A 16,801-nucleotide genomic window follows, 5' to 3' on the forward strand; every position below is an offset into this window, starting at 1 on the left:
GGGAGGAGCCGGTAGTTATAGATGATCCGGTGACGATTCCACCAGCAGTCATTGGATTTTCCTGCGCGTGAAATATTTTTTTCTTGTAGGAAAACTTACCAAGCTTGACGGCGGTCTACCAAGCCGCAAATCAAGCGTTTTATCTCCAGAGGTTCTAAGCAGATGGCAGCAGTACTCGTCGGTCAGTTTCATGCAAGAGATGCGGAAGGCCGCGTTTATTCCGTGCATGAATTTCAGGAATCGATTCCGTCTGCAGACGGATTCACCGGCTCGGAGCCCGTCGTAACGTACAAACTGGCTATTGGCGATCGGGTCAGTAAAGTCAGTGAAACCGAGTTTTTGCTCGTTCAGTCAGGCACGACCCTGATTCGCGAACCCGAGCACACCGTCGCTTCATAACTGGCCGTTATGAGCAGAAGTCATATGCGCAGACTTGGGGTAGGATTCAGCCTCTGACCCCACCTGCTGAACATGGACTTCACGCATGCGTTTACGCCATATCGAAGTGATTCATGCGCTCTTGCAGACCGGTCATCTGGGCACCGCCGCCGAATGGCTGCAATTGCCAGTGACCGAAATCGAAGAGCGCTTGCGCGAAGCCGAGAGCCAGTTGGGGTTCATGCTGTTCGCCAGCGTTCGCGGGCGCCTGCAATCGACCCCGGAAGCGCGGGCCTTGCAGGTGGAAATCGCGCACATTTATGAAGCGCTGGAACCGGTGCAGCGTCTGGCCAACAGCCTGAAACAATACCTCGCCCCGCCCTTGCGCATCATCGGCACCCCGCCGCTGACCCAACAACTCTTGCCACAATGCCTCGCCGCCCTGCGCCGACGTCTGCCCGACGCACCTTGCAGCCTGCTCAGCGCGCCGACCCGCGACATCGTTCGCAGCCTGTTGTTGCGCGAAAGCGATCTGGGCCTGAGCCTGCACGACCCCGAGCATCCCGATATCGACTGCCAACCCCTGGCGCAGGGCAAGCTGCAATTGCTCGCGCCGCACGGCTGGCTGCAGCCGAAGCAGAAATATGTCTCTGTGCAGGATCTGGCCGGACAGTCCATGGTCGGCCTCGAAGGTCAGGATCCGTTGAGCCCGGCGCTGGAACACAAGCTCCAGGCCTTGCGCCCGGCACCCAGCGTCCAGATCCGTGTGCAAACCCACCAAATGATGCGCAGCATGGTCGAGGCTGGCGAAGGGCTGGCCATCGTCGACCCGTTCACCGCGTTAGGCGCGCGCGCCGGCGGGCTGGACGTCTGCCCGTTGTCGCCCGCCGTGCCGATCAGCCTATACGCCCTGACCTTCAAGCACGCCGTGCCGTCGGCAGCGATTCAGACGCTGCTGGGCATCGTCACGGAACAAGCCGAGGCGATGCTGTCGGGCTGAGCGGGTTTTCCAGCGGATTGTCGAACAGGCGATACCAGAACAAGGCCACTTCGGCGGTGTGCGGATCGATGCCGCGATAGCGCAACTGGTCGATGCCACCCATCACGTAACCGCACCGCTCGTACAACCGACAGGCGCCGAGGTTGTTGTTCTGGGTTTCGAGCATGATGCCTGGGAGCTTCTTCTTGCGGCTCCAGAACTGCGCGACATCCAGCAACGCCTTGGCCACGCCGTGACGCCGCGCCGGGGCGTGAACCGCCAGTTCGTCGATGTGCGCAAAGCCGTTCCAGTTGGTGCTGATCACCAGGTGCCCGACCGGCTCATCGTCCAGCCAGGCCATGAAAATCGCACTGTCGGGCGCGTTGTGAAAGGCGCTGAATTCCTCCGGGTCGATCCCGTAGCATTTGCGGTACGGCACGATGGGCGTCACCGGCCACTGCTCGACCGGCTTGCCGATCTGCGCCGCGCCATACGCCGCGACCTCGAAACTGAAGTCACTGCCCCAGATATACGGCGCAAAGCCTTCGTCGGCGACACGCACCGACAGCCCAGGGTATTTCGGATTCATGACCGGTTGCATACTGGGAAAAGTCCTCATTCCTTGACGCAGCCGACAGTGTCGACCTTGATGTCGCGATGGATGATCGCCAGCGTAAATTTCAAATCTCTGTACATGAAGCTCAGTGTCCTGAAGCGGCAGGTTTGCACCCGACCCGTGCACTCAGGGTAGTGGGTTGCAGCGGATGTGGCGAGGGTGGCCAGTTGGCTTCATCGATGGAAACCGCGGCGCGCTGGCAAGTACCGCTCAGTTTTCGTGGTGAGGGAGCTTGCTCCCGCAGGGATGCGGAGCAGCCCTTCGCTTACTTTCAGACGAACCGGATTCAGCGTGTTTGCGACTGCTTCGCAGCCGAGCGGGAGCAAGCTTCCTTGCCACAGCACCGTCTTACGCCTGAGCGTCAGCCTCGGCAATCTGCGTCCACAGCGCCGGCCCGCCGGCAGACTTGGCGATGATCTCCAGCCGCGCCAGGTGCGCGGCCAGTTCTTCCTCGGTGGCACGAATGATTCGCGCGGGCTGGCGATCGGCCGGCAAGCGGCGGATTTCAGTGGCCGAGTTATCTGCGCCCTCACCCGTGCCATTGCCGTCGGAGGCGTTGCCGGCCAGTGACAGGCTGGTCTGGCCGCCGGTCATGGTCAGGTAGACGTCGGCAAGAATCTCCGAGTCGAGCAAGGCGCCGTGCAGTTCCCGACCGGAGTTATCGACGCCATAGCGTTTGCACAACGCATCAAGGCTGTTGCGCTGCCCCGGGTGGCGTTCCCGGGCCATCATCAAGGTATCGAGGATGGTGCAATGCTGGGTGATGTCAGCGCGGTCGTGCTGGCCCATCAAGGCGAATTCGTTGTTGATGAAGCCAACGTCGAACGCCGCGTTATGGATGATCAGCTGCGCGCCTTTGATGAACTCGAAGAATTCATCCGCGACCTCAGCAAAACGCGGCTTGCCGACGAGAAACTCGTTGGTGATGCCGTGAACGCCGATGGCGCCTTCGTCACTCTCGCGATCCGGTTGCAGGTAAACGTGAAAATGCCGGCCCGTCAGGCGCCGACCGATCAGTTCGACGCAACCGATTTCAATGATCCGGTGACCATCGGTCACCGGCATGCCGGTGGTTTCGGTATCGAGTACAACGGATCTGGTGGCCATCAGGTGCTCAGCTCTCAACGGGTCTATCGGGCAAAAACGCGGATGTTAACACGCTCGGCGGGGTGTTTCAGTCAGACCGAGGCGCGCCCTTCGCGAGCAGGCTCGCTCCCACATTGGAATGAATTCCAATTCAAGGAAGAAGCAGAATCGGATCTGGAATGCATTTCCCTGTGGGAGCGAGCCTGCTCGCGAAGGGCGCGCCTCGGTATCGCAGAGGGAATCAGCTCTGCTTGTAGCCACGAACCTCATCCACGCCACGGTTGGCCAACTGGTCGGCCCGCTCATTGCCGTGATGGCCAATGTGCCCGCGCACCCACTTCCAGGTGACTTTGTGGCGGTTGACCTGCTCGTCCAGCTCTTTCCACAAATCGGCGTTCTTCACTGGCTCTTTTGCGGCGGTTTTCCAGCCGCGCTTTTTCCAGTTCGCCATCCACTCGTTGATGCCCTTCATCACGTATTGCGAGTCGGTCACCAGCAGCACTTCGCACGGCCGCTTCAAGGCTTCGAGGCCACGGATGGCGCCGAGCAGTTCCATGCGGTTGTTGGTGGTGTTGGCTTCGCCGCCCCACAACTCCTTCTCGACGCCCTTGCACACCAGCAAAGCGCCCCAGCCGCCGGGGCCAGGGTTGCCCTTGCAGGCGCCGTCGGTGAACAGTTCTACGGTGTCGACGCTTTCAACGCTTTCGCTCATGCCAGCCTTTCCAGAAAAATGCCTGTCTTGCCAATCACGGATCGACAATGACCGAGGCCGGGACAGGCCCGGCCACAAATAAAAGAGGGTTTACGGTTCGATGTGGCGACGATTGACCTTGGCCATTGGCAGCGGAATCAGCTTGCCCATCGGCTCGCGGCGCTCCTGGCGCAATGGCCTGAGTCCGACCACAATCTTGCGCGCGACCAATAAATAGAAACCGCCGCCCGACAACTGCCAGCCACCGGCCTTGCGTTCCCAGCCGGCCAGACGGTTCTGCCACTTGGGCGACGCAAGCGGCGGACGATAGCATCCGAAGCGGCGTTTCTCCAGCGCGAAGCCCAGCAGATTCAGCCAGTCGGCAACCCGTGACGGCGAGATGCAGCGCGCCTTGCGCAGGGCGTCGTGGGCGAAGACATGACGCAGCCCCCAGGTGCTCCACGGATTGATGCCGATGATCAGCAAATGCCCGCCGGGCCGTACGCTGCTCGCCGCTTCACGCAACAAACCGTGGGGCGACAGGCAGAAATCCAGACCATGCTGCATCACCACCACGTCGGCGGCGTGTTCGCTCAACGGCCAGGCCTGCTCCTCGCAGACAATCTCGACCCCCGGCAACGGCGCACCCAGGCGTACGTTGCGCTGCACCTGCGGCGCGGCCGGCGGGGTTTCGGCGGACGGGCCGTAATGCACCAGATAGCCGCCAAAGAACCTGCCCAGCTCGTCGTCGAGCATGCGCCGCTCTTCATCCAGCAGAAACTGCCCGAGCGGACCCGCCAGCCATTCACGGGCGGCGCTGATCAATGCCAGCCAGTCGGGATCGGCCTGAGCGAACGCTTTATCGGTCATGTCATTCTCCAACGCGCCAGGAACCTCTAAGATGCGCCAATGTTTTCCGCTTGGCGAATTCCGACGATGATACAGATCAGTGCCCTGCCCGCGTTCACCGATAACTACATCTGGTTGTTACAGGATCATCAGACCCAGCGCTGCGCAGTGGTCGATCCGGGCGATGCCGCCCCGGTGCAGGCATGGCTCGAGGCCCATCCGGGCTGGGCGTTGAGCGATATCCTGATCACCCACCATCATCATGATCACGTCGGCGGCGTCGAACGTCTGAAAGCGGCCAGCGGCGCGACCGTCTACGGGCCGGCCAGCGAGCGCATACCCGGGCGCGACGTGGCGCTCAACGACAACGATACGGTCAATGTGCTCGGCTGGGACTTCGCCGTGTACGCGGTACCCGGTCACACCCTGGGACACATTGCCTATTACCACCACGGCCTGCTGTTCTGCGGTGACACCCTGTTCGCCGCCGGTTGCGGTCGGTTGTTCGAGGGCACGCCTGCGCAAATGCACCACTCGCTCGACCGCCTCGCCGCCTTGCCTGAAGATACGCTGGTTTACTGCACCCATGAATACACCTTGAGCAACCTGAAGTTTGCTGCGGCGGTGGAACCGGGCAATCGGCACATTGCCGCCCGTCTGGAAAAAGTCAGCCAGCAACGGCAGAACGGCGTCATGACCCTGCCCTCGACCCTGGCCCTGGAAAAGCTCACCAATCCGTTTTTACGCACTTCTGAAACATTGGTTACACAAAAAGTGGACGAACGGGAAGGCGCTCAAAACCGGGCGCCGAGTGAGGTATTTGCGGCATTGCGAGCATGGAAAGACACGTTCTGAGGAGCGCACCGGCTACCGCGAAAATTCTCAATGGTTGACCGCAGGGGGTGCGCTTTCTAGAATCGCCCGACATTTTTGCCCGGAACTTACTTCCAGCCAATGTCGTCATCCATACGTAAGTCCGCCCAATCAGATGCATTGACCCGCCTGGCGCAAGCCATCGCGGTGGCTGTGTCCGCCACGCTGGCGGGCTGTTCCAGCCATGCTCCGCAGACTGAAGCGACGCATACGCCGAACATTGCTGCGCGAGCCAAGCAGAAGCCCATCTGGCTGACTGAAAAGCCCAGCCCACAGATTCCCCAGGACATCTGGGAACGCATGCGCCAGGGCTTCCAGTTGCAGGAAGGCCTTGGCGTGAACCCGCGCATCGAGCAGCAGCGCCTGTGGTTCGCCAGTAACCCCTCTTTCCTCGAGAATGCCGGCGAACGCGGCAGTCTCTATATTCATTACATCGTCGAACGCCTCGAAGAGCGCAACATGCCGCTGGAGCTGGCCTTGCTGCCAGTGATCGAGAGCGCCTACAACCCGATGGCCTATTCCCGGGCCAATGCGGTGGGCCTGTGGCAGTTCATTCCGTCCACCGGGCGTTACTTCAACCTGCGCCAGACGCGTTTCTACGATGGCCGTCGCGATATCACCGCCTCGACCACCGCGGCAATGGATTACCTGACCCGCCTGCACGATATGTTCAACGGCGACTGGCTGCTGGCCCTGGCGGCCTACAACGCCGGTGAAGGCACTGTCAGCCGCGCCATCGAGCGCAACGAGAAGCTCGGCCTGCCGACCGACTACTGGAACCTGCCGTTGCCGGCGGAAACCCAGGCGTACGTGCCGAAACTGCTGGCGCTGTCGCAAGTGGTGCTGGCGCCGGAAGCCTATGGCGTGAACCTAAACCCGATCGCCAACGAGCCGTATTTCCAGGTCGTCGAAATCAATCAGCGCATGGACCTGTCCAAGGTCGCTGCCGTGGCCAACATCGACGAAGACGAACTGTTCCAGCTCAACCCGGCGTTCAAGCAGCGCACCACCATCGACGGCCCGCAGCATTTGCTGGTGCCGACGTCGAAGGCGCAATTGCTCACCGCCAGCCTGCAGACCATGCGTCCGGACGAGCTGATCAGCCCGCGCTCGCTGAAGCCGGTGTTCGAAGGTGCCGATCCGTCCGAGGTTGCCCAGCTCAAGCGCGCTTATCGGGTCAAGCGTGGCGATAACCTGGGTTCCATCGCCAAGGCCAACAAGGTTGAGGTGAAAGACCTGCAACGCTGGAACAAGCTGACCGGCAAGAACCTCAAGGTCGGCCAGACCCTGGTCATGCAGGACAACACCCAGCGTGCGCCGGCGCGCAAGTCCGGCCGGGTCAACACCGTGATCGCGGCCAACAGCAAGACCAAAGGCAAGGCCGAGAGCAAGCAGCAGACCCAATACAAGGTCAAGCGCGGCGACACTCTGTACGTGGTGGCCAAGCGGTTCAACGTCGAGATGCAACACCTCAAGCGCTGGAACCCGGGTGCGGGCAAGGCGTTGAAGCCTGGGCAGATGCTCACGGTTTATCAGCCGCATTGATTGAGAGAGCCTCTGAATTCAGGGGCTTTTTTATTGCCGATTGCTTTGTGCCAGGCGGAACACTGTGGCGAGGGGATTTATCCCCGCTGGGGCGCGCAGCGGCCCGTTTCTGCATCTTGAAAAAGGGACTGCTGCGCAGTCCAGCGGGGATAAATCCCCTCGCCACAGATAAATCCTCTCACCACAGGAACAAAATCGGCTCAACGTCGTGTAGCGATTAACCCGGCATTAACCCACATCTTTTTCCTGTCCAGACAAGCTGTTACTGTACGGCCCACAAAGCCCGAGCCGCCTGGATCAGATCTGACTTGAAGCGTCCCCTCCTCCTGCTGCTGATCAGCCTGGCCTTGAGCTCACCCGCAAGCGCGACGATTACCGAGAGCCACGGTTATGCGCAATTCGGCACGCTCAAGTACCCGGCCAGATTTACCCACTTCGACTGGGTCAACCCGCAAGCGCCCAAGGGCGGCACCTTGCGGGTAATGGCGTTCGGCACCTTCGATACGGTCAACCCCTACACGTTCAAGGGCACCAGCCCGGTCACCACGGCGAATTTCCTCCAGTACGGCATCAACGAGCTGAACGAGCCGCTGATGGTTGGCACCGGGCAGTATTCGCCCTCCGGCGATGAGCCGGCGTCCAGCTATGGCTTGATCGCGCAATCGGTGGAGTACAGCGAAGATCGCAGCTGGGTGGTGTTCAACCTGCGTCCCGAGGCGCGTTTTCACGACGGCACGCCGATTACCGCCTACGACGTGGCATTTTCCTATCGCCTGCTGCTCAAGGACGGCCATCCGCTGTACCGCACCGCCCTGCAGGAAGTGCTGCGGGTCGACATTCTCAACCAGCAGCGCATTCGTTTCGTGTTCAAGCGCTCGGGTAATCCGCTATTGATCCTGCGCCTGGGCGAGTTGCCGGTGCTGCCTCAGCATTACTGGAAGGATCGCGACTTCAAGGCCACCACCTTCGAGCCGCCGCTGGGCAGCGGGCCGTATCGCATCACCTCGGTCACACCGGGACGCCAGTTGATTTTCGAACGGGTCAAGGATTACTGGGGCAAGGACTTGCCGGTCAATCGCGGCAAGTACAATTTCGATCGCATGGACGTCGAGTTCTACCGCGACAGCGACGTGGCCTTCGAAGCCTTCAAGGCCGGTGAGTTCGACATTTACATCGAGCATCAGGCCAAGAACTGGGTCAATGGTTACAACTTTCCGGCCATCCGCCGCGGCGAGGTGATCAAGGCGCAGATTCCTCATCGGATCCCGACCCAGAGTCAGGGCCTGTTCATGAACACTCGCCGCGCGACCTTTGCCGACGTCAAGACTCGCGAAGCGCTGGGTCTGATGTTCGATTTCGAGTGGACCAACCGCGCGTTGTTCAGCGATGCCTATAAACGCAGCACCAGTTACTACCCCAACAGCGAATTCAGCGCCAGCGGCCTGCCGGTCGGGCATGAATGGCTGATGCTCAAGCCGTACAAAGATCAGCTCCCGGCCAAGCTGTTCACCGAGCCGTTTACGCTGCCGCAGACCGACGGCCGTGGCATCCCGCGCGAAAGCATGCGCAAGGCGTTGGCACTGCTCGCCGAAGCCGGCTGGAAGCTCAACGGTCAACGCCTGCAAAACGCGCACGGCCAACCACTGCGCTTTGAGCTGTTGCTGGTCAACCCGAACCTGGAGCGCCTCTACCAGCCGTACATCGAGAACCTCAACAGCATCGGCATCGACGCGCGCCTGCGCACCGTCGATCGCGCGCAATACAAACAGCGCCTCGATCAATTCGATTTCGACATGGTCTCGATGACCCTCGGCCAGACCTTAAGCCCCGGTCTGGAGCAATGGCAGTACTTTCACTCCAGCCAGGTCGGGGTCAAGGGCAGCAAGAATTACGCGGGTATCGCCAATCCGGTGGTCGATCACCTGCTCGAACAGTTGCTCGCCGCGCGCACCCGCGACGAGCAGGTCGCCGCCGGCAAGGCGCTCGACCGTGTGCTGCTCTGGCAGCATTACAGCATTCCCAACTGGTACCTCAATTATCACCGTCTGGCCTACCGTAACCGGTTGGCCTTTGTCACCACGCCGCCCTATACCCTGGGCCTGAGCGCGTGGTGGCTGAAGTCTTCGGAGAAAGATCGATGAGCCCTATCCGCGCCCTGCTCGTGCAGGCCAGCGGCTTGCTGTTCGCCGGGCTGGCCTGTGCCGCCCCGCAACACGCCGTGACCCTGTACAACGAGCCACCGAAATACCCCGCCGATTTCAAGCATTTCGATTACGTGAACCCCGATGCGCCCAAGGGCGGCGTGTTCCGTCAGGCCGGGTTCGGCGGCTTCGACAGCCTCAATCCGTTCATCAGCAAAGGCGTGCCCGCCGATGACATCGGGCAAATCTACGACACCCTGACCAGGCACAGCCTCGACGAACCGTTTACCGAATACGGCCTGATCGCCAGCAAGATCGAGAAAGCCCCGGACAACAGTTGGGTGCGTTTCTATCTGCGCCCCGAAGCGCGTTTCCATGACGGCCACCCGGTGCGCGCCGAGGACGTGGTGTTCAGCTTCCAGACGCTGACCAAAGAAGGTTCGCCGATGTTTCGCGGCTATTACAGCGATGTCGCCGAAGCCGTCGCCGAAGACCCGCTCAAAGTCCTGTTCAAGTTCAAGCACAGCAACAACCGCGAACTGCCGCTCATCCTCGGTCAGTTGCCGGTCCTGCCGAAACACTGGTGGGCCAGTCGCGACTTCAACAAGGGCAATCTGGAAATCCCGCTGGGCAGCGGCCCGTACAAGGTCACCGAGGTCAAGGCCGGACGTTCGGTGCGGTACGAGCGGGTCAAGGATTATTGGGGCAAGGACCTTCCGGTCAACCGTGGCTTCTACAACTTCGACACGATGACCACCGACTACTACCGCGACAATACCGTCGCCCTCGAAGCGTTGAAGGCCGGGCAGTTCGATTACTGGCTGGAAATGGCTGCAAAAAACTGGGCCAACGCCTATAACGTTCCCGCCGTTACCGAGGGCCGCTTGATCAAGGAACTGATCCCCAACAGCAACCCGACCGGCATGCAGGGTTTCGTCTTCAACCTGCGCCGCCCGGTGTTTCAGGATGTGCGCGTGCGCCAGGCGCTCGGTCTGCTGTTCGATTTCGAATGGACCAACAAGCAACTGTTCAATGGCGCCTACGTGCGCACCCGCAGTTATTTCGAGAATTCGGAAATGGCCGCCACCGGCCTGCCCGACGCCGAGCAACGGGCGATACTTGAGCCGTTCCGCAGCAAACTGCCGGCGCAGGTGTTCAGCGAAGCCTTTGAGAATCCGAAAACCGACGCCAGCGGCATGATCCGCGCCCAGCAACGCGAGGCCTACCAACTGCTGCAAGAGGCCGGCTGGAAGATCGTCGACGACAAAATGGTCGACGCCACCGGCAAACCGGTGGTCATTGAGTTTCTCCTCGCCCAGACCGAATTCGAACGCGTGCTGCTGCCGTTCAAGCGCAACCTCAGCGACCTCGGTATCGATTTGGTGATCCGCCGCGTTGACGTTTCGCAGTACATCAACCGCGTGCGCTCGCGAGACTTCGACATGATGGTCGGCAGCTTTCCGCAGTCCAACTCGCCGGGTAACGAGCAGCGCGAATACTGGATGAGCGCCGCCGCCGACAAATCCAGCAGCCGCAACAGCATGGGCCTGAAGGATCCGATCGTCGATCAACTGGTGGAAGACCTGATCAACGCCGACTCGCGCAAAAGTCTCGTAGCCCATGCCCGCGCGCTGGACCGCGTGCTGCAATGGGGCTATTACGTCGTGCCGAACTGGCACATCAAGAGTTGGCGCGTGGCGTACTGGAACCACATCGGCCACCCGAAAACCTCGCCCAAATACGACATTGGCATCAACACCTGGTGGGTCAAGCCTGACGCCAAGCCTGCCGTAGAAGTCGAAACCCAACTGCAAGCCGACCCTGCGGGCACGGAGTAATCAGATGCTGGCGTATATTTTTCGGCGACTGCTGCTGATCATCCCGACCCTGTTCGGCATTCTGCTGATCAACTTCGTGATCATCCAGGCCGCGCCCGGCGGGCCGGTCGAGCAGATGATCGCCAAGCTTGAAGGCTTCGAAGGCGCCACCAGTCGCATTGCCGGCGGCGGTGCCGAGGTGGCGGTAGCAGGTTCCTCCTATCGCGGCGCGCAGGGGCTGGACCCGGCGCTGATCAAGGAAATCGAGCACATGTACGGGTTCGACAAATCGGCCCCGGAACGCCTGTGGATCATGGTCAAGAACTACGCGCAGCTGGATTTTGGCGACAGCTTCTTCCGCGACGCCAAGGTCATCGACCTGATCAAGGAAAAGATGCCGGTATCGATCTCGCTGGGGCTGTGGAGCACGCTGATCATGTACCTGGTGTCGATCCCGCTGGGGATCGCCAAGGCGACGCGGCACGGCAGCCACTTCGACGTCTGGACCAGCTCGGCGATCATCATCGGCTACGCGATCCCGGCGTTTCTGTTTGCCATCCTGCTGATCGTGGTATTTGCCGGCGGCAGCTATCTGGACTGGTTTCCGCTGCGCGGCCTGACGTCGAACAACTTCGACGAGTTGAGCCTGGGCGGCAAGATTCTCGACTACTTCTGGCACTTGGCGCTGCCGGTGACCGCGCTGGTGATCGGCAACTTCGCGACCATGACGCTGCTGACCAAAAACAGCTTCCTCGATGAAATCAACAAACAGTACGTGGTCACCGCCAAAGCCAAAGGCCTGACCCGCCATCGCGTGCTGTACGGCCACGTGTTCCGCAACGCCATGCTGCTGGTGATTGCCGGTTTCCCTTCGGCATTCATCGGCATTTTCTTTACCGGCTCGTTGCTGGTGGAAGTGATTTTCTCGCTCGACGGCCTCGGCCTGATGAGTTTTGAAGCGGCGATCAACCGCGACTACCCGGTGGTGTTCGGCACCCTGTTCATCTTCACCCTGCTCGGGCTGGTGGTGAAACTGATCGGCGACCTCACCTACACCCTGGTCGATCCGCGCATCGACTTCGCAAGCCGGGAGCATTGAGATGAACCTGTCCCCTCTCAACCGCCGGCGCTTCGAACTGTTCAAGGCCAACAAGCGTGGCTGGTGGTCGCTGTGGCTGTTTCTGATCCTGTTCGGCCTGAGTCTGGGCGCCGAGCTGATCGCCAATGACAAACCGCTCGTCGTGCACTACGACAACAACTGGTACTTCCCGGCGATCAAGCGCTACCCGGAAACCGCCTTCGGCGGCGAATTCCCGCTGGAAGCCAATTACAAGAGCCCGTACATCCGCGAACTGCTCAAGGCCAAGGATGCGTGGGTGTTGTGGGCGCCGATTCCCTACAGCTACCAGAGCATCAACTACGACCTGAAAGTCCCCGCGCCGGCACCGCCCTCGGCGGACAACCTGCTGGGCACCGACGATCAGGGCCGCGATGTGTTGGCGCGGGTGATTTACGGTTTCCGCATTTCGGTGCTGTTCGCCCTGACCCTGACCGTGCTCAGTTCGATCATCGGCGTGATTGCCGGTGCGCTTCAGGGTTTCTACGGCGGCTGGGTCGATCTGGCCGGGCAGCGCTTTCTGGAAATCTGGTCAGGGCTGCCGGTGCTGTACCTGCTGATCATCCTTGCCAGTTTCGTCCAGCCGAACTTCTGGTGGCTGCTGGGGATCATGCTGCTGTTCTCGTGGATGAGTCTGGTCGACGTGGTCCGCGCCGAGTTTCTGCGCGGTCGTAACCTTGAATACGTGCGCGCCGCCCGGGCGCTGGGCATGCAAAACGGCGCGATCATGTTCCGCCACATCCTGCCCAACGCCATGGTCTCGACCATGACGTTCATGCCGTTCATCCTCACCGGCGCCATAGGCACGCTCACTGCGCTGGACTTCCTCGGCTTCGGCTTGCCGGCCGGCAGCCCGTCGCTGGGCGAACTGGTCGCCCAAGGCAAATCCAACCTGCAAGCGCCGTGGCTGGGCATGAGCGCGTTTGCCGTGCTGGCGCTGATGTTGAGTTTGCTGGTGTTTATCGGCGAGTCTGCTCGCGATGCCTTCGACCCGAGGAAGTGAAATGAATCAGGACAATCTGATCGAAGTGCGCGACCTCGCCGTCGAGTTCGGTTTCGGCGAGCGCGTGCACCGCGTGGTCGAGGGTGTGAGCTTCGACATCAAGCGCGGTGAAACCCTGGCGCTGGTCGGCGAATCCGGCTCGGGCAAATCGGTGACGGCACATTCGATCCTGCGTTTACTGCCCTACCCGATCGCCCGCCATCCAGCCGGCAGCATCAATTACGCCGGGCAAAACCTGCTGGATTTGAGCGAAAAGACCCTGCGCCATATTCGCGGCAACCGCATCGCGATGATTTTCCAGGAGCCGATGACCTCGCTCAATCCGCTGCACTCGATCGAAAAGCAAATCAACGAAGTGCTCGGTATCCACAAGGGCCTCAGCGGCAAAGTCGCGACCAGGCGCACGCTGGAGCTGCTGGAGATGGTCGGCATCCCCGAGCCGCACAAACGCCTCAAGGCCCTGCCCCACGAATTGTCCGGCGGTCAGCGTCAGCGAGTGATGATCGCCATGGCGCTGGCCAACGAGCCGGAATTGTTGATTGCCGACGAGCCGACCACCGCGCTGGACGTGACCGTTCAGCTGAAAATCCTCGATTTGCTCAAGGAACTTCAGGCTCGCCTGGGCATGTCGCTGCTACTGATCAGTCACGATTTGAACCTGGTGCGAAGAATTGCGCATCGCGTATGTGTCATGCAGCGCGGTTGCATCGTCGAACAGGCATCGTGCGCAGAGCTGTTCCGTTCGCCACAGCATCCGTACACTCGGGAATTGCTCGGCGCGGAGCCCAGCGGCGGCCCGGCGAGCAATGAAATCGGCGCGCCGCTGCTCGAAGTCGAGGACCTGAAAGTCTGGTTCCCGATCAAGAAAGGCCTGCTCAAGCGCACGGTGGATTACGTCAAGGCAGTGGACGGCATCAATTTCAGCCTGCCTCAGGGTCAGACCCTGGGGATTGTGGGTGAAAGCGGTTCCGGCAAGTCCACCCTGGGTTTGGCGATTTTGCGGCTGATTGGCAGCAAAGGCGCGATCCGCTTTGAAGGCAAGCAGCTAGACTGCCTGACGCAGAACGAGGTCCGGCCGTTGCGCCGGGAGATGCAGGTGGTGTTTCAGGACCCGTTTGGCAGCCTGAGCCCACGGATGTGCGTCAATGACATCGTTGGCGAAGGCCTGCGGATTCACAAGATGGGCACCGCCGCCGAACAGGAAGCGGCAATTATTGCGGCATTGAAGGAGGTAGGTCTGGATCCGGAAACCCGGCATCGCTACCCCCACGAATTTTCCGGTGGGCAGCGGCAGCGAATTGCCATTGCCCGGGCCCTGGTGCTGAAACCGGCGCTGATCCTGCTGGACGAGCCGACGTCGGCCCTCGACCGCACGGTACAGCGGCAAGTGGTGGAGCTGTTGCGTTCACTGCAAGCCAAGTACAACCTGACGTATTTGTTCATCAGCCATGACCTGGCTGTCGTCAAAGCGCTGAGCCACCAGTTGATGGTGGTCAAGCATGGCCAAGTGGTCGAACAGGGAGACGCGCAAAGTATCTTTGCCGCCCCCCAACATCCGTATACACAGCAGTTGCTGGAAGCCGCTTTTCTGGCACCAGCCACTGCGCAATAACCTGAAAGAGGAGCAACACATGGGTTTTCTCGCCGGTAAGCGCGTACTGATCGTCGGTGTCGCCAGCAAGCTGTCCATCGCATCCGGCATCGCTGCCGCCATGCATCGCGAGGGCGCTGAGCTTGCCTTCACTTATCAGAACGACAAACTCAAGGGTCGTGTCGAAGAGTTCGCACAAGGCTGGGGCTCGAGCCCTGAGCTGTGCTTCCCGTGCGACGTGGCCAGCGATGAAGAAATCGCCAAGGTCTTTGAAGCGCTGAGCAAGAAGTGGGACGGCCTGGACTGCATCGTGCACTCCGTCGGCTTCGCCCCGGGCGACCAACTGGACGGCGACTTCACTGAAGCCACCACCCGTGAAGGTTTCCGCATCGCTCACGACATCAGCGCCTACAGCTTCGTCGCCCTGGCCAAGGCCGGTCGCGAAATGATGAAAGGCCGCAACGGCAGCCTGCTGACCCTGTCGTACCTGGGCGCCGAGCGCACCATGCCGAACTACAACGTAATGGGCATGGCCAAAGCTTCGCTGGAAGCCGGCGTGCGTTACCTGGCCGGCTCCCTGGGCCCGGACGGCACCCGCGTCAACTGCGTCTCGGCTGGTCCGATCCGCACCCTGGCCGCCTCCGGCATCAAGAACTTCCGCAAGATGCTGGCCGCCAACGAAGCGCAAACTCCGCTGCGCCGCAACGTCACCATCGACGAAGTCGGCAACGCCGGCGCCTTCCTGTGCTCCGACCTGGCGTCGGGCATCAGCGGTGAAATCATGTACGTCGACGGCGGTTTCAACACCACTGCGATGGGCAACATCGAAGAGTGATCTTCGTGTAGCCATAAAAAACCGCCTCTTCCGGCGGTTTTTTATTGCCCGCATTCCCGCCACGACACAAATCCCCTGTAGGAGCGAGCCTGCTCGCGATAGGGGTCGTCCATTCAACACTGTTGTTGACCGACACACCGCAATCGCGAGCAGGCTCACTCCTACAAAGGCGCTGCGGTGCCTTCGCTAGCGCCGCTTCAGGGCTTGTTTGTGCGCATACATCGCGCCATCCGCATCCGCCAGCAGCCGATCCACCGACTCATGGCGCGCCGGATCATATTCAATCTGGCCGACACTGAAGCGAATCGCATAACCGCGGTCCAGGGTGGCATTGCGCTCAGCAAGAATTTCCTCGAGCCGCGCCATGATCGCCGCGGTTTCGACATGGCTGGTGCCGGTCAGCAGCGCGACGAATTCATCGCCGCCCAGCCGCCCGACCACATCACTTTCGCGAAAAGCGATGCGTAACACATCGGCAAAGGTTTTCAGCGCGTGGTCGCCCTCGGCGTGGCCATAGAGGTCGTTGATCTGCTTGAAGTCGTTGAGATCAAAAAACAGCAGCGTTACCGGCCGCTTCAATCGCGCACAGGCGTCCAGCGCATGCTGGGCGAGCTGTTTGAAACCCCGGCGATTGGACAGCAGGGTCAGCTCGTCCATGCTCGCGATCTGCACGGCCGTCAGTTCCTGCTCGGCCATCTGCGCCAGGTCACGCAGCAGCGCGCGTTCTTCCTCGTCAAGCTCACGCGGCCTGGTGTCGATCAGGCACAAGGTGCCCAGCTTGTTGCCGTGGGGCACGGTCAACGGATAGCCGGCATAAAAGCGAATGTTCGGTGCGCCCGTGACCAGCGGATTATCGTGAAAGCGCTCGTCCTTGCTGGCGTCGGGCACCAGCATCAACTCATCTTTCAGGATCGCGTGACCGCAAAACGAAATATCGCGCGGCGTTTGCGTGGCATCAAGGCCCACACAGGACTTGAACCACTGGCGATCCTTGTCAACCAGTGTGACCAAGGCAATCGGCACATTGAACAAACGTTTGGCCAGCCGCGTCAGGCGGTCGAAACGCTCCTCAGGCGCCGAGTCGAGCAGCTTGAGCCGGTGCAGCACTTCAACTCTTTCAACTTCATTGGCGGGTTTTCCGGGCACCAGCATTCGCACACTCCATCAGCAGTCGTTCATTCAGCGTAGCGCGAATTGGCGCGTGGTTCACAGTTCCCGACTGTTCACGCCACTCACATCAGAACGCACACGGCGGGTTTGACGCGATACATAGCTACCGC

General features: G+C 60.8%; 15 protein-coding genes. 10 read left to right on the top strand and 5 right to left on the bottom strand.

Features of this window, described 5'->3' with window-relative positions; genetic code table 11:
• Window positions 1-162 precede the first annotated feature (162 nt).
• Window positions 163-399, top strand: coding sequence for a hypothetical protein (locus HU739_RS06715; RefSeq protein WP_186548020.1), 237 nt, complete (start codon window positions 163-165; stop codon window positions 397-399).
• Window positions 400-484: 85 nt separating this feature from the next.
• Window positions 485-1,378: a LysR family transcriptional regulator gene (locus tag HU739_RS06720; RefSeq protein WP_186548022.1), complete on the top strand. Its 894-nt coding sequence runs from the start codon at window positions 485-487 to the stop codon at window positions 1,376-1,378.
• Here HU739_RS06720 and HU739_RS06725 read toward each other — a convergent pair.
• The 4 genes from HU739_RS06725 to HU739_RS06740 all read right to left on the bottom strand — a co-directional run bounded on the left by HU739_RS06725 (window position 1,344) and on the right by HU739_RS06740 (window position 4,620).
• On the bottom strand, window positions 1,344-1,958 hold the full coding sequence (locus HU739_RS06725; protein ID WP_186548025.1) for a GNAT family N-acetyltransferase: 615 nt from the start codon (window positions 1,956-1,958) through the stop codon (window positions 1,344-1,346). The two genes, HU739_RS06720 and HU739_RS06725, sit on opposite strands and share 35 nt — an antisense overlap.
• A 363-nt stretch (window positions 1,959-2,321) precedes the next feature.
• On the bottom strand, window positions 2,322-3,080 hold the full coding sequence (gene dnaQ, locus HU739_RS06730; RefSeq protein ID WP_186548027.1) for a DNA polymerase III subunit epsilon: 759 nt from the start codon (window positions 3,078-3,080) through the stop codon (window positions 2,322-2,324).
• A gap of 220 nt (window positions 3,081-3,300) precedes the next feature.
• A complete protein-coding gene (gene rnhA, locus HU739_RS06735; protein WP_007910572.1) occupies window positions 3,301-3,771 on the bottom strand; it encodes a ribonuclease HI in 471 nt (156 codons plus the stop codon).
• A 90-nt stretch (window positions 3,772-3,861) separates the two neighbouring features.
• Window positions 3,862-4,620 (bottom strand): class I SAM-dependent methyltransferase, encoded by a 759-nt coding sequence (locus HU739_RS06740; RefSeq protein WP_186548029.1) that lies wholly within the window; start codon window positions 4,618-4,620, stop codon window positions 3,862-3,864.
• Between the two features lie 66 nt (window positions 4,621-4,686).
• Between HU739_RS06740 and gloB the strand changes: the two genes are divergently transcribed.
• The 8 genes from gloB to fabI all read left to right on the top strand — a co-directional run bounded on the left by gloB (window position 4,687) and on the right by fabI (window position 15,521).
• The gene (gene gloB, locus HU739_RS06745; RefSeq protein WP_186548031.1) at window positions 4,687-5,454 is read left to right on the top strand and encodes a hydroxyacylglutathione hydrolase; all 768 of its coding nucleotides are present in this window, start codon (window positions 4,687-4,689) and stop codon (window positions 5,452-5,454) included.
• A gap of 99 nt (window positions 5,455-5,553) precedes the next feature.
• Window positions 5,554-7,017: a transglycosylase SLT domain-containing protein gene (locus tag HU739_RS06750; protein WP_186548033.1), complete on the top strand. Its 1,464-nt coding sequence runs from the start codon at window positions 5,554-5,556 to the stop codon at window positions 7,015-7,017.
• 308 nt (window positions 7,018-7,325) lie between these two features.
• Window positions 7,326-9,158, top strand: coding sequence for an extracellular solute-binding protein (locus HU739_RS06755; protein WP_186548035.1), 1,833 nt, complete (start codon window positions 7,326-7,328; stop codon window positions 9,156-9,158).
• Window positions 9,155-10,996, top strand: a complete 1,842-nt coding sequence (locus HU739_RS06760; RefSeq protein ID WP_186548038.1) for an extracellular solute-binding protein — start codon at window positions 9,155-9,157, stop codon at window positions 10,994-10,996. The genes HU739_RS06755 and HU739_RS06760 overlap by 4 nt, the downstream gene beginning before the upstream one ends.
• Before the next feature lie 4 nt (window positions 10,997-11,000).
• The gene (locus tag HU739_RS06765; RefSeq protein ID WP_186548040.1) at window positions 11,001-12,074 is read left to right on the top strand and encodes a microcin C ABC transporter permease YejB; all 1,074 of its coding nucleotides are present in this window, start codon (window positions 11,001-11,003) and stop codon (window positions 12,072-12,074) included.
• A 1-nt stretch (window position 12,075) separates the two neighbouring features.
• Window positions 12,076-13,095: an ABC transporter permease gene (locus HU739_RS06770; RefSeq protein ID WP_007910587.1), complete on the top strand. Its 1,020-nt coding sequence runs from the start codon at window positions 12,076-12,078 to the stop codon at window positions 13,093-13,095.
• A 1-nt stretch (window position 13,096) separates the two neighbouring features.
• Window positions 13,097-14,707, top strand: a complete 1,611-nt coding sequence (locus HU739_RS06775) for an ABC transporter ATP-binding protein (RefSeq protein ID WP_186548042.1) — start codon at window positions 13,097-13,099, stop codon at window positions 14,705-14,707.
• A gap of 19 nt (window positions 14,708-14,726) precedes the next feature.
• On the top strand, window positions 14,727-15,521 hold the full coding sequence (gene fabI, locus HU739_RS06780) for an enoyl-ACP reductase FabI (protein ID WP_007906751.1): 795 nt from the start codon (window positions 14,727-14,729) through the stop codon (window positions 15,519-15,521).
• A 186-nt stretch (window positions 15,522-15,707) separates the two neighbouring features.
• Here fabI and HU739_RS06785 read toward each other — a convergent pair whose 3' ends face one another.
• On the bottom strand, window positions 15,708-16,673 hold the full coding sequence (locus HU739_RS06785) for a GGDEF domain-containing protein (protein ID WP_186548044.1): 966 nt from the start codon (window positions 16,671-16,673) through the stop codon (window positions 15,708-15,710).
• Window positions 16,674-16,801: the final 128 nt, after the last annotated feature.

It is taken from the genome of Pseudomonas hamedanensis (assembly GCF_014268595.2).
Lineage (GTDB): Bacteria > Pseudomonadota > Gammaproteobacteria > Pseudomonadales > Pseudomonadaceae > Aquipseudomonas > Aquipseudomonas hamedanensis.